Genomic DNA, 18,327 nt, shown 5'->3' with positions numbered 1-18,327 from the left:
CCGCTGTTGGCCAACCAGGTGTCGCGGGGCGGCGATCCGGAGTAGATATGAGAAGGTGGCCGCCACCTCGATCCGACCGTACCGGCCCGCCGACCATCAGGCCGGCCGGCGCCTCTGGGCCGAACTGGCCGAGCAGCACCGCGAGCTGTACGACGATCCGACCTTCGGCGGCACCGACCCGGGCGCGGCCTTCGAGGAGTACCTGACCCGGCTGGACTTGTCCGGGATGTGGGTCGCCGAGCGGGGCGACGCCGGGGTGGTCGGGCTGGTCGGGCTGCTCATGGACGGCCGGGACGGCCGGGTCGATCCGGTGGTGGTGACCGCCCCGCACCGGGGCCGGGGGATCGGCCGGGCGCTGCTCGACCAGGTCGCCGAGGAGGCCCGGCGGCGCGGGCTGGCCCGGCTCACCGTGAAGCCGCAGTCCCGCAACGTGGAGGCGCTGCGCTGCCTGCGCGGCGCCGGCTACGACGTGCTTTCCGCCATCGAGCTGACCGTCGAACTCCGGCCGCGCTCCGGCGACCGGCACGGCCCCGTCGAACTGCACGGCCAGCAGTTCCACACCTGAACCGGCCCCGGTCCGGGGCCGTACGCTCTCGCGCGGCGTCTCCGGCGTCGAGGTCTGGCGTCTCCGGCATGGAGGTCTGACGTCTCGGGCGTCGAGGTCGGGCGTCTTCGACATCGCGGTGAGGCTTCCCGGCGTCGAGTCGGTCATGCTCCCGGCGTCGGGGTCGGTCGTCAGGAGCGGGTCAGGGTGGCGGTCGCCACGTTGGTCGGGTCGCCGAACTGCTGCCAGAACATGTCGAGCCGGTTCCTACCGGAGATGATCAACGTGTAGTCCCCCGCGTCGACGCACTTGGACTGGGGATCACGGGTGGTCCGGGCGCGCAGGTGCAGCTCGCGTTCGGTGGGTGCCGGTGCGACCACGGTCAGGGTGCCCTCGCACCTCAGCGAGCCGATCACGAATCTCCCGACGTCGGACCCGGTCGCGAGGGTGATCGCCAGGCCCCAGGACTTCACGACACCGGTCGGCTGGCTGACCCGCCCGGTCCACCGCCCCACGAACGGCGCCGGTACGCCCCGGCGGGGGGTGGGGGACGGGCTCGACGCGGCGACCGGGGCCGCCGACGCGGAGCCACCGCCGGCCGGTGGGCGGCTCGTCGAGGTGGCGGTGGGACCGGCGCCCGGGTTCCCGCCCGGGCCGTCCGCAGCCGCGTAGACGAAGCCGGCGAGCGCGACCAGGACCAGCCCGAGCGCGGCGGCGGTCCACCGCCGGTGGCGCCCCAGCCACCGCCCCGCCCGCTGGAACGACTGCCGTGTGACCGACGCGGTCGACGTCGGGTCGGTCGCGTCCGCCGGGACGGCCGAGGCAGCCGGTACCGGCTGGCCGGCCGGCAACGGCAGGGTGCCGGATCCGCCCCGGCCGGGCGGCGCTGTCGGGGCGGCACCCGTTGCCGCGTCGACCGGCAGCGGAAGGGTCGTGGCACCCGTCGCCCGGTCGACCGGCAGCGGATCCGTGGCGGGCGTCGGCGGCTCGGCCGGCAGCACCCGGGTGAGGGCACCGGGCGACCGGACCAGCAGGTCCGAGCCGACGACGCTGCCATAGGCGACCGCGAGTTCCGGTTGGTCGAGTACGACGGGTGGGCGGCCGAGCGCCCGGTGCAGCAGGGTGCCGACGAGCGGGATCCGGGTCGAGCCGCCGACCAGGAAGATCGCCGACAGCTCTGCCTCCGCGACGTCGGCGTCCCGGAGTACGGCGCGGGTGGCCGCCACGGTCCGGTCCAGCAGTGGCCGGGCGAGCCGCTCGAACTGTTCCCGGCCGAGCGGCACCTCGACGTCCAGCACCGGTACGTAGACCGAAGTCGCCGAGGTCCGGGACAGCATCTCCTTCGCCGTCCGTACGCCGTCGGTCAGCAGTTGCCGGTGCCGCAGGTCTGCCGGAGTCTGCGGTTGTCGCAGGTAGCGCCACGCCTCGTCGTCGGGGCGGAGGTGGGCGGAGACGGAGGCGACGATCGCCGCGTCGATGTCCAGCCCTCCGGCGTCCGGAAGGCCCTGGCTGGCGACCACCTCGAAGCCGTTCCCGGTCCGCCTGATCAGGGTGGCGTCGAAGGTACCCGCACCGAGGTCGTAGACGAGCGCGAGCTGTCCCTCGGGAAGTTCGACGTCGGGGAGCCCGACGAAGTGCGCGGCGGCGGAGACCGGCTCGTGAACCGTGGTGGGCGCGGGTAGCCCGGCGAGCCGAGCGGCGGCGGTCAGGGTGGCGAGTCGACGCGGTCCCCAGGTCGCCGGATAGGTCAGGGTCACGGCGTCGACCGGGCCGGTGGTCTGCTCGGCGGCGTCGCGTACCCGGCGCAGGATCGCGGCGAGCAGCGACTCGACGGGTATCTCCTGCTCGCCGAGGAGCACGATCCGGTCGTCGATGCAGCGCTTCGGGTTCGGCTCCAGCAGCGCCGGACGGGCGATCCCCGCGTGCCGGGCGTCCAGGCCGACGAGGGCGGTGTCTCCGTCGACGAGGACCGCCGAGGGGAGCAGCAGCGCACCGTCGAACAGCACCGGTCGGACCTCGTGGTCGCGGCCACGTACGGCCGCTGCCGTGTTCGACGTGCCGACGTCGATACCGAGGTGCACCGTGCCGAGCGGAGCCGGACTCTGCGTCATCAGCCGGAAATTCTATGTCCTTCCCGCACCCCGATCAGCCCGCGAAAACCACCCACACTGGACGATCGCGGCCCGGAGCCGACTAGTCCTCGATCGGCTTCCGCCGGCCGCCGCGAAACTCGATGCCCCATCGCGGCGGAACGCGTTTGCGGGATGAGCAGCGGAACTACGGTGAGTAGCTGTGGACAGCTTCGGGCGTGTCGTCCACAGGGGCGTCGGCCGACCACCCCGTTGGCCACGCTCGCCAGCATGACCTCGAACGATCGGGCCGTGCTCACCGTCCGCTCGACAGCGGATCTGTTGGCAGCAGTGCCGTACCTGCTGGGTTTCCACCCCGCCGACAGCCTGGTGGTGATCGCGCTGCGTGGCAACCGGGTGGTCTTCGTCGCCCGTGGCGACCTGCCCGACCTGGCCGCGACCAGCACCGGGAGCGGCACGCCCGCCGAGGTGGGCGAGGCCGCCGAACAGGTCGCGGCGGTCGTCGCCCGGCAGGGCGTCGACACCACGACCGTCATCGGGTACGGCGAGCCGGCCCGGGTCACTCCGATGGTCGGCGCGGTGACCGCTGCCCTCGGCGGGATCGGCCTGCCGGTGCTGGAAGCGCTCCGGGTGACCGGCGACCGCTACTGGTCGTACGCCTGTGACGACGCCGGATGCTGCCCGGCCGACGGCATCCGGTTCGACTCGTCGAGCACCCAGCTCGCCGCGGCGGCCACCTTCGCCGGCCAGGTCGCCCTGCCGGACCGGGACGGGCTGGTCCGACTGATCGCCCCGGTCGACGGGCCGGCCCGGGAGGCGATGCGGGAGGCGACCCGGCGGGCGGAGTCCCGCCTCAACGAACTGCTGGACAAGGCCCCGCCCGGTGACCTGCTCGGCAGGCGGGCACTGCGCCGGGCCGGCCGCGCGGCGGTACGCAAATCGCTGCACCGGCACCGCACGGGCGGCCAGCTCACCGACGACGAGTTGGCCTGGCTCAGCCTGCTCCTGGTGCACCTGCCGGTACGGGACGACGCCTGGCAGCGGACCGGCGGCGAGGACTGGCACCTCGCACTCTGGACGGACGTACTGCGGCGGGCCGAGCCGGACCTGGTGCCCGCTCCGGCGGCGCTGCTCGGCTTCGCCGCCTGGCGGGCCGGGCAGGGTGCGCTGGCCAGCGTGGCGGTGGAACGCGCGTTGGAGGCCCAGCCGGACTACTCGTTCGCCCAGCTCCTCGCCGAGGCGTTGCAGGCCGGCATCGGCCCCTCCGTACTCGACGGCCATCCCGAGTTCGGCGCTGCCGGGTCCCCGTCCGACTCCACCGGCGACCAGCCGTGACGACCCGCACCGCACCAGCCGAGATCGGGTGGGACGGCCTATCCGGCAGCACTTTCGCTAGAGGTTGCTGCGGCCGTGCTCTCGGTCGAGGTGGGGGCAGCGCTCTCGGTCGGGGTCGCTTCGGCAGTGCTCCCGGTGGGGGTGGCGTCGAAGGCCAGGGCGACGGCCAGGCTGTCCTCGTAGACGTGGTGCCGGACGATCAGCCCGTCCTCGACCGTGAGGTGCAGCGCGAAGCGGGTGCTGAACCGCTTTCCGGTGGCCCGTACGGTCTGCGCGGTCTCGCCGGTGACCACCGCGTGCGGGCCGTCCACCAGGATTCGGTCGATCGCGGCCGAGCCCTGTCCGGGCACGCTGTTCGCGGCCAGGGTCCGGTGGTGGTCGAGGACGTCCGCCCGGCTGGACCGGGGCCGGATCCAGGGCACCGCCGGGTGGGTCGGCTCCGGCCAGTTGACCTGCCAGTCGACCGTCTCTGCATAGAGCGCGGCGGCCCGCTCGGGGTCGCCGGCACCGATTCGGCGCAGCAGTTCTTCGACGGTGACTCGGGTGTCCATCGGGTGCCTCCAGTGCTGACCAGGCTTTGCGCTGTCGAGCTTGCCAGTCCCTGTGCCGGTAGGCGATTACCTCTGAGGTAGGCCGACCGGGCGTACCGCCGCATGTGCCGCGGTCGTCTGAGAGTTCCGAGGAGGCCGGGCCGCCGGGTGCCGGTTACCGTTACCGGATGACCGGAATCGGGCCGCCTGTCGGAACCCAGCCGGCCGACGGATTCGGGCTGCCGGCCGGAACCCATTCGGCCGACGGGGTCAGGCTGCCGGCCGAGCCGGACCCGGTCGGGTTTGCGGCGGTGGTGCTGACCGGTGGGGCTGCCCGCCGGATGGGCGGTGCGGACAAGCCGGCGCTGCCGGTCGGAGGCCGCCCGATGCGGGACCGGGTGCTCGCGGCGGTCGCCGACGCCGATCCCCGGATCGTGGTCGGCAGCACCGACGACCTGCCGGCCGGGGTACGGGGCACCCGTGAGCAACCGCCCGGTGGCGGACCGGTCGCAGCAGCCGCCGCCGGCCTGACCCTGCTCGCCGACGCCGACGCCGACGAGGCCGCCAACGTGAACGCCGACGAGGCCGCCAACGTGAACGTCGACGCCGACGAGGCCGCAGACGCCAACGCCGACGCGAGCGTCGGGACGGAAGGCGCCGGGACCGGAGGCGCCGGGACCGGAGGCGCGGGCACCGTCGCTCTGCTCGCCGCCGACCTGCCGCTGCTGACCGCCGAGGCGGTACGCCAACTTCGTACCGAGTTGCGGCGGGTCGGCACCGCCGACGGTGTCGTGTACGTCGACGACGCCGGACGCCGGCAGTTCCTCTGCGGGATCTGGCGGGTCGCGCCACTGCGGGCCGCGCTGGCCCGGCTGGCCGCCGAGCGCGACGGCGTCCTCACCGGTACGTCGATGCGCGCCCTGATCGCCGAGCTGACCGTGACCGAGGTGGCGTGGCCCGGGTCGGGTCCGCCGCCCTGGTTCGACTGCGACACTGACGACGACGTACGCCGGGCCGAGGAGTGGATTCGATGAACGTGATGGATCGCTGGCTGGCGGCAGCCTGTGCTGAGCTGCGCCTCGACCCGGCCGAGGTCGACGTGCGACAGGTACTCGATCTGGCTCGCGACGTGGCGCACAACGTGCTCCGGCCCGGTGCGCCGGTCACCGCGTACCTGCTCGGGGTTGCGGTCGGTCGCGGCGCGGACCCGGCGGTCGCGGCGGCCGGCCTCGCCGCCCTCGCCGACAAGTGGCCGACGGACCAAGCCGAAGCCGAGTCCGGAGCCGGCCGCGAGACTGGATCCGGGGCCGGAGCCACGTCCGACGCTCCGACGCCGGGACGCTGAACCGGGGCAGCGGTTGGCGGCGGATCGGCCGTCGGCAGATTTCCGGTGTAGGTGCGCGACTTTCCCGCGCCCGTAGCGGTCTTCCTCAATGTCCAGCGACATTCTCGCGACAGGGGAGGACACGTGCGACGAAGAATCGGTCGATGGGGCGGTGGTCTGTTGATCACCGCTCTCGTCGTCTCTTCGGCTGTGACGGGCGGGCCGGCGAGCGGGGCTCCTCCGGCGAAGCCCGCCGCACCGGCCGGCGGTACGGCGCGGCAGCCGGACCCGGCCAGGTCGGTTACGTTGATTACCGGAGACCGGGTGGAGGTGCGGGCCGACGGTTCGGCCGCGTTCGAGCCCGGCCCGGGGCGCTCCGGGATCCGGGCGTTCACCAGCCGGGCGGGCGGACACCTGCACGTACTGCCCATGGACGCGGAGCCGCTGGTGCGGGCCGGCCGGGTCGACGCCCGGCTCTTCGACGTGACCGGGCTGATCCAGCTCGGCTACGACGACCGCCGCAAGGATCTTCCGCTGATCGTGACCACGGACGGAAACCAGGCCACGAACGGAAGTCGGGCCACGGCCCGGAGCACGGTGCTGGGTAAGGGTGCCGAGGTGGTCCGGGAACTGCCCGCTGTCGGCGGTCTCGCGGTCCGGGCCGAGCGGTCCGAGCTGTCCGGCCTGTGGCAGGGCATCGCCGAGGGGGCCGGTGCCAGCGGCCTGCGCGGCGGGATCTCGACGGTGTGGCTGGACGGACTGCGCCAGCCGGTGTTGGACCGCAGCGTGCCGCAGATCGGCGCGCCGGCCGCCTGGCAGGCGGGGCTGGACGGGACCGGGGTGAAGGTCGCGGTGCTGGACACCGGCGTCGACGCCAGCCACCCGGACCTGGCCGGCCAGGTCGTCGCCCGGGCCAACTTCACCGAGGGCGCGGAGGACGACAAGGATCGGGTCGGGCACGGTACGCACGTAGCCTCGACGATCGCGGGTACCGGCGCCGCCTCGGCCGGAAGGTACCGGGGCGGCGCGCCCGGTGCGGACCTGCTGGACGGCAAGGTGTGCGCGCAGGACGGGTGTTACGACTCCGGGATCCTGGCCGGCATGCAGTGGGCCGTCGAGCAGGGCGCCGCGGTGGTGAACATGAGTTTCGGCGCCCCGGACGGCCCGGAGATCGACCCGGTCGAGCAGGCGGTGCAGACCCTGACCGAACAGCACGGCACGCTCTTCGTGGTCTCCGCCGGCAACCGTGGCCGGGACGAGTCGATCTCGTCGCCGGCCGGCGTCGACGCGGCGCTGGCGGTCGGTGCGGTGGACGGCTCTGACAACCTCGCCCCGTTCTCCAGCCGGGGACCACGGGTCGGCGACGGCGGCCTCAAGCCGGACGTCACCGCGCCGGGCGTCGACATCGTGGCGGCGCGGAGCCCGGACGGTCTCGTGGGTCAGCCGGGCGAGCCGTACGTGACGATGGAAGGGACCTCGATGGCGGCGCCGCACGTGGCCGGTGCGGCGGCGATCCTGGCGCAGCGACATCCGCAGTGGCGGTCCGCCGAGTTGAAGTCGACCCTGATGGGCAGCGCCGCACCCAATCCCGGGCTGGACGCGTACGCCCAGGGTGCGGGCCGGGTGGACGTGGCGCGGGCGATCGGCCAGACGGTCTCGGCAGACCCGCCGAGCGTCGGGTTCGGCCGCCAGCTGTGGCCGCACGACGACGACGTGCCGATCGCCAAGGAGGTGACGTACCGCAACGGCGGCACCGAGCCGGTGACGCTGGCGTTGACGGTGCAGGCCACCGGCCCGGGTGGGGCGGCGGCTCCGGCCGGGGCGTTCACGGTCAGCCCGTCGACGGTGACCGTGCCGGCGGGCGGCACCGCGCGGGTGACCGTCACCGCCGACACCCGGTTCGACGGGCCGGACGGCCGCTACTCCGGACAACTGGTCGGCACCGCCGGACAACTGGTGGTACGGACCCCGTTCGGGGTGGAACGCGAGTCGGAGGCGTACGAGATGACGGTCTCGCACCTGGACCGCAGCGGCGCGGCGACCGGCAACTACCGGACGACGCTCGACCGCCTCGACGGCCCGCCCGACCGCTACAACCTGTACGACGCCGACGGCACCGCCACCATCCGGCTGCCGAAGGGCCGGTATCTGCTGTCGAGCTTCGTACGCGGCGCCGACCCGGAGAACCCGGAGATGAGCCTGCTGGCCCAACCTCTGCTGGATCTCAGTCGGCCGGTCACGGTCGGTGTGGACGCCCGGCGGGCCGGGCCGGTCTCGGTCACGGTGCCGAACCCGGACGCCACCCTGCTGTTCGCGACGGTGGGCCTCGAAATGGTCGACGACACGGGTGAACGCATTCCGATCGACGTACTCAGCAGCAGCTTCACCGGCCTCTACACCGGCAGGATCGACGGGAGTGCACCGGTGGCCGGCTTTGCCGGGGAGGTGAGCAGCCTCTGGGCGAAGACGGACGCGGAGGGCGACGACTACAACAGTCCGTTCCAGTACAACCTGGCCTGGGCCGTCGACGGCACCCTGCCGGCCGGCTTCACCCGGAACGTACGGCATTCGGAGCTGGCCACCGTGCCGACGCGCTATGCCCGGAACGCGTCCGGTGCGGGCATCCGGGGCTGGTCGATGGACTTCCCGAGCGTGCCCGGGCTCACCGAGCACAGCTGGGCGCAGATCATGCGGTTCGACCTGCCCTTCGAGCGGACCGAGTACTACAACACCGAGGGCGGTGTGCTGTGGGAGCACGAGTTCGCGGAGTTGCAGGACGGTGAGTTCGGTGAGGAGGAGCTTTCCGGTCTGCGGCCGCCACCGGTCCGGCACCGGGCCGGCAAGGTGGTCCGGGCGAACTGGAACCACGCGGTGTTCGGGCCGACCCTGGCCAGTCCACGAATCCCCGAGACCTGGGACACCCGCCTCGGCGACACCCTGAGCCTGTCGTCGACGATGTTCGGCGATGGTGACGGCCGGCCCGGGTTCGCGCGGACCGAGTCGGCGAAGCTGACGCTGTACCGCAACGGTGTCAAGCATGCCGAGTCCGACCGGACCAGTGGCGACTTCGAGGTGCCGCCGGCGACGGCGGACTACCGGGTCGAGGCGATCGCGACCCGTGGTGCCCCGACGACCCTGTCGACCCGGGTGGAGGCGGCCTGGATGTTCCGGTCCGGGCACGTGCCGGGTGACACCCCGGTACGGCTGCCGTTGCACGTGCTGCGGTTCAGCCCCGCGCTGGACGGGTACAACGTGGCGCCGGCCGGGCGGCGGTTCACCGTACCGGTGTCGGTGCAGGCACAGCCGGGCTCGGTGACCGCGCCGATTCGGTCGGTGACCGTCGACGTCTCGTACGACGACGGCGTGACCTGGCACAGGGCGACCGTCGCCGGCAGCGGTGCCGACCGGCAGGTGACCGTCACGCATCCCGAGGGGCCGGGCTTCGTCTCGTTCCGGGCCACCGCCACCGACCGGGCCGGCAACTCGGTGCGGCAGACGGTGATTCGGGCGTACCAGATCAAGCCGTAGCCCCGGGCGCGGTGGGGCCGGCCCGTCCGGATCGGCCCCACCGCCGTTCCCGCCGACCACAGCGACGCGCGATCCGGACGACTCGCGGCGAACCGCTCCCCCGACGACTCGCGGCGACGCGCAGTGAGCCGGACAACTCGCGGCGACGCGCGCTAGCCGGATGACTCGCGAAGACGACGCGCTAGCCGGACGGCTCGCGGCGGCGGGCGAGTTCGGCCATCTGCTCGGCCATCCACCGGCACCACCGGATCCGGGGCGGCGTGCCGGCCAGCGCCAGCTCCAGGGTTGCGTACGCGCCGAACTGCGGATGCGACGGATCGTCCGCGTGCCGGCTGAGCAGGTCGGCGTGCTGTTCCTGGAAGGCGTCGAGCCGGCGCTGGTACGTCTCGGCCTCGGCGAGGTAGAACTCGCGCATCCCCTCCGGATCGGCGGCGGCCAGCGCGTACGTCCTGAGCAGCGTCTCGTCCCGGAAGGCCCGGGGTGCGGGCGGCTCGACCAGCCAGCCGGCCAGCGCCTCCCGGCCGGCGGCGGTGAGCCGGTGCGTCTTGCGCTGTCGTGGCCCGGGGCCGGCCTCGGCGTCGTGCTCGATGAGCCCGTTCGCGGAGAGCCGGGCCAGCTCCGGATAGATCTGGCTCTGCTGGGCCGTCCAGTAGTAGCCGATCGGCTTGCGCATCCGCTGGACCAGTTCGTAACCGGTCAGCGGACCGCGATGGAGGGCGCAGAGCAGGGCGTATCCCAGCGCACTGACGGTAGCCAAACTGTTATCTCCCGGAGCGGCCTTGCTATGTCAATTTTGACATAGTCTCCCGACCAGCAGCCGCACATCGAACGGGGAACTGATGCGCAGTGTCGGACGATCCATCCTGGCAGCGATCGCGTTGACGGCGGTCGTCGGCACGACCACGGCCTGCGGCGCGGCGGACGACGCCGCCGGCCCGGAGACCGCGCCGAGCCCGTCCCGGGCCGCCCGGCCGGCGGTCTCGCCGGCACCCGGGAACCACACCCTGGCCCTCGACCGGGCCGGCACCGAACGGACCTGGGCGGTGCACGCCCCGCCCGGCTACCGCCCCGGTACGCCGATCCCGCTGGTGGTCGCGCTGCACGGCACCGACCAGAGTCCCGAAGCGGTACGCGAGGACAGCGGGCTCGACGCCCTCGCCGACCGGGAGGGCTTCCTGGTCGCCTATCCGCAGGCGCTGAACCGGCAGTTCAGCCGGCTGGCCGAGCAGGGTGACGACGTCAACTTCGTCCGGGCCCTGGTCGAGCGGATGGTGCAGGAGTGGTCAGTCGACCCGGCCCGGGTCTACGCCACCGGCTTCTCCTCCGGCGCGGAGATGACGTACGCCCTCGGGGTCGAGGCGGCCGAGGTGTTCGCGGCGATCGCGCCGGTCAGCGGCGCCTTCGCCAGCGGTCCGGCCGCCAGTGACCCGAACTACAAGCCGGGCCGGCCGGTTTCGTTGATCACCTTCATCGGCCGGGACGACCGCAACTCCGCCCGGATGTACAGCGGACTGGGGCGCTGGCAGAAGAACCTGGGCTGCACCGTCGGGAAGCCGGTCTGGGTCGACCAGGCCCGAACGGTGAACCGTACGGCCAGCACCTGCCCGGACGGCAGCCGGATCGTCGACTACACGGTGAACGGGATGGGCCACGCCTGGCCGTCGGCGAGCGGCTACCGGGCCGCCGTCGACGCCACCGCCGCGATGTGGGAGTTCTTCGCCGCGAACCCCCGCCGGTAGGGGCGGCGGCCGGAACCCCGGTCGGCACGGCCCTCTAGTGTCTGATCGGGGTCCGCACTATCCCGGCCAACCGGTCCGCTGGGTAGGGTGTGCGGTGCCCTGACGGACGGAGGCGATTATGGCGGTTGACAACTCTGCGGCGCCGGCGGACGGGAAGACCGGGGGGAACTCGGCCGAACACTACGAGTCGATCCTGCTCGACGAACCCACCACGGCGGATCTCCGGGTGAAGGTGACCGAGGCGTGGCAGGAGTTCGCCCGGGCGCTCGCCGCCCAACTGCGCAGCCTGCCGATCGGTACGCAGATCGCGCTGACCCTCGACCCCACCGCCTCCGGCACCGGCGACGCGGTCTACTCGGTGAGCATCGAGGTCGGCGAGGACGGCCAGGTCGACCTGCGGGCGGTGGGCAACAGCGCACTGCCGCAGGGGTACCGGCTGGACCGGGCCGCGATCGCCGACATGATCGCGCTCGGCTGGTCGCCGCCCGGTGTGGTCGAGGGCTCCGGCGGGCACTTCGGAATGCGGGCGAACACGTCCGAGGCGGTCCGGCTCGCCACCACGGTCTCGCGCACCCTGCGGGACGTGTACGGCGCACCCCATCCGGCGTTCCTGGTCTTCCTGGTGCACGACGAGTCCGACGAGCCGGTCGCGGTCGAACCGCTCGGCACCGCCCGGCCCGAGGACAGCGCCGATCCGGGTGCCGACCTCGACCTCGACGAGGCGCTGGCGGCGGCCCGGGCCGCGCAGAGCGGCAACGACGCGCTGGCCCTGGAGGACCGGGTCCGGACGGTGGTCTCGGCGATGCTGAAGTCGTCGGCGGACCAGCTCCAGGTCGACTCCGACGGCGACATCGGCATCCGGGCCGGTTCGGCGATGGTCTTCGTCCGGGTCCGGGACAACCCCCCGCTGGTCGACGTCTTCTCCCCGGTGCTCACCGAGGTCGAGCCGACCGAGCAGTTGTACGTCAAGCTCTCCGAGCTGACCAACCGGATGCCGATCGGCCGGCTCTACTGCACCAACGACACCGTCTGGGCCTCGATCCCGGTCTTCGGCCGCAACTTCCAGGCCACCCACCTGATGCTCGCCGTGCAGGTGATGACCGGGCTCGCCGACGAGCTGGACGACCGGCTGCACGGCGAGTTCGGCGGCCGGCGCTTCTTCGGCGAGGGCGACAAGCCGCAGCACCGTGAGCCGGGCGAGCACCGGACCGGGATGTACCTGTAACCCTGCCGGAGGGTCACCGGCACGCCCGGCCCGGTGCGCGGATCCTGCTGTGCGGCCTGTTCGCCGCCCGCCCGGGTCAGATCCGGATCACGCCCAGCGTGCCGAGCGTGCCCAGGTCGGTTGCCTTGATGGCGCCGTCGGAGACGGTCCAGAGCACCCCGTCGACCACCAGCGAGCGGCGGATCATCCCGCTCGTCTCGGCGGTCCGCGCCTCGGCGTGCTCGACCAGACCGGCCTCGGTGAAGCCGCCGTCGGCCACCCGGAGCACCAGCGCACCGCCGCCGGGCGTGCCCTTGCCGTCGATCCCCGTCGGCCCGTACGTCGTCAGGGGCACCACCAGCGTGTTGGTGGCCGGCCAGTAGAGGAACGCGTGCGGGTCGAACTCGGCCTCGGAGTGGCCGTACCGGACGTGGTGCTGGGCGATCCGGGTCGGCTTGGCCAGGTCGGAGACGTCGAAGAGGGAGACCTGACTGCCCTCGGTCCGCCCCTGCCGGTCCGCCTCCTGGCCGACCCCGATCAACCGCCCGTTCCCGACCGGGTGCAGGTACGACGAGTACCCGGTGATCTTCAGCTCGCCGGTGACCTTCGGCTTGCCGGGATCGCGCAGGTCCACGGTGTAGAGCGGATCGGTCTGCCGGAAGGTCACCACGTAGCCGATGCCCTCGGCGAACCGCACGCTGTAGATGCGTTCGCCCTTGCCCAGCCCGGTGACCCGGCCGGTCTCGGTCAGCGTACGGCCGTCGGCACGCAGCACGTACACCGCGGAACTGGACTTCGGGTTCTGTCCCCAGGTACGCCCGCTGGTGGTGGCCACCCGCAGGTGCCCGTCCCACTCCGAGATCGCGTACTGGTTGACCAGCCAGCCGGGCAGGGTGGCGGCGGTGACGTAGCGGGGCCGGCCGGGGCCGGAGGTGTCGAACTGGTAGATGTCGGTCTGCTCGTCCTTCGGGTCGGGCGCCCGGTCGGCGGCGGTCAGCGCCGGCAGCACCCGCCAGCGCTGGTCGCTGGCGAGATAGAGCCGGGGCCCGTTGCTGTAGACGGTGTCGCCGTCGGCGGCCACGGTCACCGGGTCGCCGTCACCGAGGGCGGCGGCGCCGAGGTCGAAGCTGAGCAGGGTGACCAGCGAGGTGCCGGAGTAGACCGCAGGGCGGCTCAGCCGGTCGCAGCCGACCCGTCCGGTGCTGCTCTGCCCGCCGCTGCTGGTCTGGTAGCGGGGCAGCCAGGCGTCGATCGGAGCCTGGTCGACGATCTTCCGGTTGGCGGCCAGGTTCTTCTTCTCGTTGACCGGGCCCTCCCCCTTGTTCAGCGGGAAGTCGAGCCGGGGCCCGGACCGGACCACCACCCGGGCGGTCCCGCCGACCTGGCGGGCGTCGACCAGCGAGCCGTCGATCCGGTAGTTGCCGACGACCTTCGGGGCGCCGGCCAGGTCGACCAGGATCAGCCGGGGCCCGACGATGACCTGCTCGTCGATCGGCGGTACGCCGGGCGCGGGCCGCCGGGCCACCCCCTGCTCGACCACGCCGTGGTCCCGGACCAGCACCAGGGCCCGGTCGCCGTGCAGCAGCAGGTTGCTTTCGGCCCAGCCGACGTTCGGGTCGGCGTCGAGCTTCAACGTGCCGGTCAACCGTCGGCTCGCCGGATCCACCACCCGCAGCGTTCCCCGGTCGACGGTGACGATCCGCCGGCCGTCGGTCTTCACCAGGTCCGGCTCGTCGACGCCGGCCTCGTGCGTGTTGGTGCCCGAGTATCCGGGCCCGGCCCCGGGCGCCGCCGCGTTCTCGCGCGCCGCTGCCGCGTCGGCACCGGCGGCCCGCTGGGCCCCGCCGTCGGTGGCCTGGAACTCGGGGCGGCCCCAGCCGCCGCCGACGAAGCCGTACGGTCCGACGTACGCCCTGGCGGCGGACCTGAGCCCGGCCAGCGCGCTCGCGCAGGAGTCGAAGGAGACGAGCCGGAGCCCGCTGGCCGGTACCCCGGTGTCGCGCTGCGGCGGCGTCGGCGTGGGATCCGGGTCGGAGGTGCAGCCGGTGAGCAGGGTGCCGGTCAGCGCCAGACCGGCGACCAGCGCGGTACGAACGCCTGCGCCGGACCGGGACGCCCGGTCGGCGGATCGAGTTCCCCGTTCGCGTGTCATGCGCGGTTCGACGCGCCGGCCCGCGCCCGCGTTCCCGGCCGGGTTCCCGATGCCGCACAGTGCCCGGAGAGCGGTCGGCCCGGCGATGCCCGGTAACGCCGGTCGGTCCGAGGCGGCGATCACGGTGAGGCCGGTCAGTCCGGGGCGGCGATCACGGTGAGGCCGGTCAGTCCGGGGCGGCGACCACGGTCGGCGAGTCGACCAGCCGGGACAGCACGATCATGCTGCGGGTCGAGGTGACGAAGGGCTCGGCGCGTAGCCGTTCGAGGGCCTGCTCCAGGTGGGCGATGTCGGCCGCCCGGAGGTGTACCAGCGCGTCGGCCTCGCCGGAGACCGTGTAGGCGGCGACCACCTCGGGGTGTCGCCGGGTTGCCACGGTGATCTGGGTCGGGGTGGTCCGGCCGGTGCAGAACAGCTCCACGAACGCCTCGGTGTTCCAGCCGACCGCCGCCGGGTCGATGACGGTGGTGAATCCCCGGATCACCCCGGCCGCCCGCAGCCGGTCGACCCGGCGCTTCACCGCCGGGGCGGAGAGCGAGACCCGCGATCCGATCTCCGCGTACGACGCTCGGGCGTCGGCGACGAGCGACGCAATGATTCGCTGGTCCACGTCGTCGATCTGCAACGTTCCGCCTCTCCCAGGCAACAGTTCTGGCTGTTAGTAAACCTGCACGGTACCTACCCTTGGATCCGTGAACCAGCCGAGGATCCCAAGAAAGCGGACATATCTCCTGTGCCCGCCGGAGTACTTCACCGTGGAGTACGCGATCAACCCGTGGATGGACACCGCCACCCCGGTCGACCGGGAACTGGCGGTCAAGCAGTGGCACGGACTGCGCGAGACGCTGCTCGGCCTCGGTCACACCGTGCACGAACTCGACCCGGTACCCGGGCTGCCGGACATGGTCTACGCGGCCAACGGCGCCTTCGTGGTGGACGGCACCGTCTACGGCGCCCGGTTCAAGCACCCGCAGCGCACCGCCGAGGCGGCGGCGCACCGGGCCTTCTACGAGGCGTACGGCGCCCGCTTCGTCGCGCCGGCCGAGACCAACGAGGGTGAGGGCGACTTCACCTACCTGCCGGAGGCGCACGGCGGCCTGATCCTGGCCGGGTACGGCTTCCGCACCGAGCCGGCCGCGCACGCCGAGGCGCAGGAGGTGCTCGGCCGCCCGGTCGTCTCGCTACGGCTGGTGGACCCGCGCTTCTACCACCTGGACACCGCGCTCGCCCCGCTCGACGACGGCAACATCGCGTACTTCCCGGAGGCGTTCTCGACGGCCGCCCAGCGGGTACTGGCCCAGCTCTTCCCGGACGCGGTCCGGGCCGACGAGGTGGACGCCTTCGCCTTCGGGCTGAACCTGGTCAGCGACGGTCGGCACGTGGTGCTGAACAGCGAGGCCAGTGGGATGGCGGCCAAGGTCGCCGCCGCCGGCTATCTTCCGGTACCGGTCGAACTGGCCGAGCTGAAGAAGGGCGGCGGCAGCGTCAAGTGCTGCGTCGCCGAACTGCGCGACTGAGCCGTTTCCGGCCCTGCGCTGGCCCCCGGTCTGTCCCGGCCGGGGGCCGCACCGTCACTCTCCCGGTCAGTCCCGCGTCCACTCTCCCGGCCAGCCCACCGTCCAGCCTCCCGGTCAGTCCCGCGTCCAGCCCTCGATCGGCCCGTGTCCAGTTTCCCGGTCAGCCCAGCGTCGCCAGTTCGTTGATCAGCACGTTGGAGAGCACCTGCCCGTCCAGCTTCACCTCGCGCAGGTACCACTTCTGCTGCGGCGTACGCGGCTGGTTGAACTGCCACGGGCCGCGCGGGCTGTCGATCTGCCCCACCCGGCCGAGCGCCAGGTTGAGCTGCAACGGGTTGAGGTCGTTGCCGGCGATCCGGATCCCCTTGCTGAGCACCTGCGCGGCGTCGTACGAGGCCATCGCGTAGGTGGTGGGGGTCGAGCCGTGCGCCTTGCGGAAGGCCGAGGCGAACCGGCGGTTGGCCGCGTTGTTGAGGTCGGCGGAGTAGTTCAGCGAGGTGACGATTCCCTCGGCGTCGCGCTGCCTGAGCTGCCCGAGCACCGGTCCCTCGGTGAGGAAGCCCGGCGCGTAGATCCGGTTGCGGTAGCCGGCCTGACGCAGCTTCTTCAGGAACTCGATCGCCGCCTCACCGGAGTAGAAGCAGTAGATCGCGTCCGGGTCCCGCTCGACCAGTTGCTCGATGTACGGGGCGAAGCCGTTCCGGTCCGGCTTGCCGGGGAAGTACTTCGTCCAGATCACCGGGTCGGAGATCCGGTCGTCGGACTCCCCGAAGCTCTGCCGGAAGCCCTGCACCGAGTCCCGGCCGGCGTCGTAGTCCGGCGCGATGATCGCCACCTTGCCGTTCGCACCGACCGCGTCCTTGACGTACGGCGCCAGGGCCCGCCCCGGCTCGTCGTTGATGTACGACGTACGCCAGATGTAGACGACGCTCTGCAACGTCGACGGGGACGAGTTGGAGCCGATCAGCGGGATCTTGGCCTGCTCGACGGCGTCCCGCATGCCGAGCATGACGGACGAGTTGACCACTCCGGTGAGCGCCAGCACCCGCTGCTTGACCAGCTCGTCCAGGGCGGCCCGCCCCGACTCGGGCGTCTCGCCCTCGTCGGCGACGACCAGGTCGACCGGGTGCCCGCCGAGCCGCTGGTCGTTCAGGTCGAGATAGAGCTGGAAGCCCCGCAGCATCTCGTCGCCGATCGGCTTGTAGACGCCGGACTGGGCGACGATCATGCCGATCCGAACCGGCTCGTCGCTGATCGGCTCCTCGGTCTCGACGCCGTCCTGCCCGCCGCACGCGGCGGTCAGCCCGGTGGCGCCGAGCGCGCCGAGCGAGCCCAGCAACTTGAGCGCTCGTCTGCGGTCCATCTGCGACACGGATCCCTCCCGGAGCGGCCTGGGGCGCCGCAGTCCTCCCGGGGTTCTACCGGGAACGCGATGCTGCGTCAATGCCGCCTGATCATCCAGCTAGCCAATGTAACTCGGCCGACACCGTCGGCCACGCGCGGGACAGCGGATCTATCACCCCGAAATGCTCGCACTCGGGCAACTCGACGAAGCGCAGGTCAGCGCCGGTCCGGCGGGCCTCGGCGGCGTACCGGCGGCTCGGCTGCACCGGTACCTGCCGGTCCAGGGTGCCGTGCACGATCGAGATCCGGGTCGCGGGTGCCGCCGAGCGGGCCGGGTCGGCGGTCGCGTACCGCTCCGGGACGTCCTCGGGGCCGCCGCCGAGCAGCGCGGCGACCGCGCCGCCGTCCAGGTCGAGCCGGTACGCCTCGGCGAGGTCCAGCACCGGCGCCAGGGCGAGCACCCCGCGTACCCGTTCCGGAGCGCGCAGCGCGGCCCAGAGCGCGAGGTGCCCGCCGGCGGAGTGCCCGAGCAGGATCGGCGGCCCCGGTGCCGTCCGTCCGGCCGGCAACGCCTGCTCGGCCAGTGCGGGCAGCGCAGTGACCCCGGTGGCCACGTCGTCGAGGGTGCCCGGCCAGCCACCGCCCGGCTGCCCCGTCCGGCGGTACTCCAGTTGGACCACCGGGTAGCCACGGTCGGCCAGCTCTGCCGCCAGCGGGCCGGTGTGCCGGCGGTCGTACTCGGCCCGCCAGAACCCGCCGTGCACGACGATCACCAGCGGGCGGGCCGGACCGGTGGGTCGATCGGCGGGCAGCCGCAGGTCGGCGACGTGCTCCGGGTCGTCGCCGTACCGCAGCAGGGCGTCGGGGGGCGGCGCTGGGCGTTCGAGTACCGCCCGAGGGTCGGCCGGCACCGCACCCGGGCCGGCCGTCGTCGCAGCCGGCGCGGCGGCGTCGGACGCACGGCGGTCTTCGGGCATGGCGCCGACCGTACCCGCCGAGGTGAGCGGCCGTTCCGCTCGG

General features: G+C 73.0%; 15 protein-coding genes. 8 read left to right on the top strand and 7 right to left on the bottom strand.

The features are described 5' to 3' along the window. Nucleotides 1-55 precede the first annotated feature (55 nt). Nucleotides 56-565 (top strand): GNAT family N-acetyltransferase, encoded by a 510-nt coding sequence (locus Pen02_RS19495; protein ID WP_239140974.1) that lies wholly within the window; start codon nucleotides 56-58, stop codon nucleotides 563-565. A gap of 170 nt (nucleotides 566-735) precedes the next feature. Here Pen02_RS19495 and Pen02_RS19490 read toward each other — a convergent pair whose 3' ends face one another. Further along, complete coding sequence (locus Pen02_RS19490) at nucleotides 736-2,655, bottom strand: Hsp70 family protein (protein WP_203867527.1); 1,920 nt, start codon at nucleotides 2,653-2,655, stop codon at nucleotides 736-738. Nucleotides 2,656-2,904: 249 nt separating this feature from the next. On the opposite strand from Pen02_RS19490, the gene Pen02_RS19485 reads away from it, so the two are divergent. Continuing rightward, entirely contained in the window at nucleotides 2,905-3,969 is a 1,065-nt protein-coding gene (locus Pen02_RS19485; protein WP_203867526.1) for a DUF4192 domain-containing protein, read from the top strand. A gap of 38 nt (nucleotides 3,970-4,007) precedes the next feature. Here Pen02_RS19485 and Pen02_RS19480 read toward each other — a convergent pair whose 3' ends face one another. Further along, entirely contained in the window at nucleotides 4,008-4,520 is a 513-nt protein-coding gene (locus tag Pen02_RS19480) for a nuclear transport factor 2 family protein (protein WP_203867525.1), read from the bottom strand. Between the two features lie 320 nt (nucleotides 4,521-4,840). Here Pen02_RS19480 and Pen02_RS19475 point away from each other — a divergent pair, with 320 nt between their 5' ends. The 3 genes from Pen02_RS19475 to Pen02_RS19465 all read left to right on the top strand — a co-directional run bounded on the left by Pen02_RS19475 (nucleotide 4,841) and on the right by Pen02_RS19465 (nucleotide 9,351). Continuing rightward, entirely contained in the window at nucleotides 4,841-5,533 is a 693-nt protein-coding gene (locus Pen02_RS19475) for an NTP transferase domain-containing protein (protein ID WP_239141028.1), read from the top strand. Further along, complete coding sequence (locus Pen02_RS19470) at nucleotides 5,530-5,844, top strand: DUF6457 domain-containing protein (protein WP_239140972.1); 315 nt, start codon at nucleotides 5,530-5,532, stop codon at nucleotides 5,842-5,844. Before Pen02_RS19475 ends, Pen02_RS19470 begins: the two co-directional genes overlap by 4 nt. Before the next feature lie 285 nt (nucleotides 5,845-6,129). After that, nucleotides 6,130-9,351, top strand: coding sequence for a S8 family serine peptidase (locus Pen02_RS19465; RefSeq protein ID WP_239140970.1), 3,222 nt, complete (start codon nucleotides 6,130-6,132; stop codon nucleotides 9,349-9,351). Between the two features lie 181 nt (nucleotides 9,352-9,532). Here Pen02_RS19465 and Pen02_RS19460 read toward each other — a convergent pair whose 3' ends face one another. Then, entirely contained in the window at nucleotides 9,533-10,108 is a 576-nt protein-coding gene (locus Pen02_RS19460) for a PadR family transcriptional regulator (RefSeq protein ID WP_203867523.1), read from the bottom strand. 82 nt (nucleotides 10,109-10,190) lie between these two features. On the opposite strand from Pen02_RS19460, the gene Pen02_RS19455 reads away from it, so the two are divergent. Then, nucleotides 10,191-11,090, top strand: coding sequence for an extracellular catalytic domain type 1 short-chain-length polyhydroxyalkanoate depolymerase (locus Pen02_RS19455; RefSeq protein ID WP_203867522.1), 900 nt, complete (start codon nucleotides 10,191-10,193; stop codon nucleotides 11,088-11,090). 118 nt (nucleotides 11,091-11,208) lie between these two features. Then, nucleotides 11,209-12,315 (top strand): T3SS (YopN, CesT) and YbjN peptide-binding chaperone 1, encoded by a 1,107-nt coding sequence (locus Pen02_RS19450; protein ID WP_203867521.1) that lies wholly within the window; start codon nucleotides 11,209-11,211, stop codon nucleotides 12,313-12,315. A 76-nt stretch (nucleotides 12,316-12,391) separates the two neighbouring features. On the opposite strand, the gene Pen02_RS19445 is transcribed toward Pen02_RS19450, so the two are convergent. Together Pen02_RS19445 and Pen02_RS19440 are read right to left on the bottom strand one after the other, a co-directional pair. Next, nucleotides 12,392-14,446: a beta-propeller domain-containing protein gene (locus tag Pen02_RS19445; RefSeq protein ID WP_203867520.1), complete on the bottom strand. Its 2,055-nt coding sequence runs from the start codon at nucleotides 14,444-14,446 to the stop codon at nucleotides 12,392-12,394. Nucleotides 14,447-14,612: 166 nt separating this feature from the next. Next, nucleotides 14,613-15,071 carry an Lrp/AsnC family transcriptional regulator gene (locus tag Pen02_RS19440; protein ID WP_203867519.1) on the bottom strand — a complete coding sequence of 153 codons (459 nt, stop codon included), beginning with the start codon at nucleotides 15,069-15,071 and terminating at the stop codon, nucleotides 14,613-14,615. 67 nt (nucleotides 15,072-15,138) lie between these two features. Between Pen02_RS19440 and ddaH the strand changes: the two genes are divergently transcribed. Further along, complete coding sequence (ddaH, locus tag Pen02_RS19435) at nucleotides 15,139-15,963, top strand: dimethylargininase (RefSeq protein ID WP_239140968.1); 825 nt, start codon at nucleotides 15,139-15,141, stop codon at nucleotides 15,961-15,963. 160 nt (nucleotides 15,964-16,123) lie between these two features. Here the strand turns inward: ddaH and Pen02_RS19430 are convergent, their stop codons facing one another. Together Pen02_RS19430 and Pen02_RS19425 are read right to left on the bottom strand one after the other, a co-directional pair. Beyond that, nucleotides 16,124-17,335, bottom strand: a complete 1,212-nt coding sequence (locus Pen02_RS19430) for an ABC transporter substrate-binding protein (RefSeq protein WP_203867518.1) — start codon at nucleotides 17,333-17,335, stop codon at nucleotides 16,124-16,126. 82 nt (nucleotides 17,336-17,417) lie between these two features. Then, the gene (locus Pen02_RS19425; protein WP_203867742.1) at nucleotides 17,418-18,218 is read right to left on the bottom strand and encodes an alpha/beta hydrolase family protein; all 801 of its coding nucleotides are present in this window, start codon (nucleotides 18,216-18,218) and stop codon (nucleotides 17,418-17,420) included. Nucleotides 18,219-18,327: the final 109 nt, after the last annotated feature.

This window comes from Plantactinospora endophytica, assembly GCF_016862915.1.
GTDB lineage: Bacteria > Actinomycetota > Actinomycetes > Mycobacteriales > Micromonosporaceae > Plantactinospora > Plantactinospora endophytica.
The sequence above is the reverse complement of the archived record's forward strand: the minus strand, read 5'-3'. Positions and strand labels throughout refer to the sequence as shown.

What these genes read in the sequence shown, in the direction of transcription:
- Pen02_RS19470 (WP_239140972.1), top strand. Translation starts at nt 5,530, where the DNA reads ATGAACGTGATGGATCGCTGGCTGGCGGCAGCCTGTGCTGAGCTGCGC.
- Pen02_RS19480 (WP_203867525.1), bottom strand. Translation starts at nt 4,520, where the DNA reads ATGGACACCCGAGTCACCGTCGAAGAACTGCTGCGCCGAATCGGTGCC.
- Pen02_RS19450 (WP_203867521.1), top strand. Translation starts at nt 11,209, where the DNA reads ATGGCGGTTGACAACTCTGCGGCGCCGGCGGACGGGAAGACCGGGGGG.
- Pen02_RS19455 (WP_203867522.1), top strand. Translation starts at nt 10,191, where the DNA reads ATGCGCAGTGTCGGACGATCCATCCTGGCAGCGATCGCGTTGACGGCG.
- Pen02_RS19485 (WP_203867526.1), top strand. Translation starts at nt 2,905, where the DNA reads ATGACCTCGAACGATCGGGCCGTGCTCACCGTCCGCTCGACAGCGGAT.
- Pen02_RS19475 (WP_239141028.1), top strand. Translation starts at nt 4,841, where the DNA reads ATGGGCGGTGCGGACAAGCCGGCGCTGCCGGTCGGAGGCCGCCCGATG.
- Pen02_RS19490 (WP_203867527.1), bottom strand. Translation starts at nt 2,655, where the DNA reads ATGACGCAGAGTCCGGCTCCGCTCGGCACGGTGCACCTCGGTATCGAC.
- Pen02_RS19445 (WP_203867520.1), bottom strand. Translation starts at nt 14,446, where the DNA reads ATGACACGCGAACGGGGAACTCGATCCGCCGACCGGGCGTCCCGGTCC.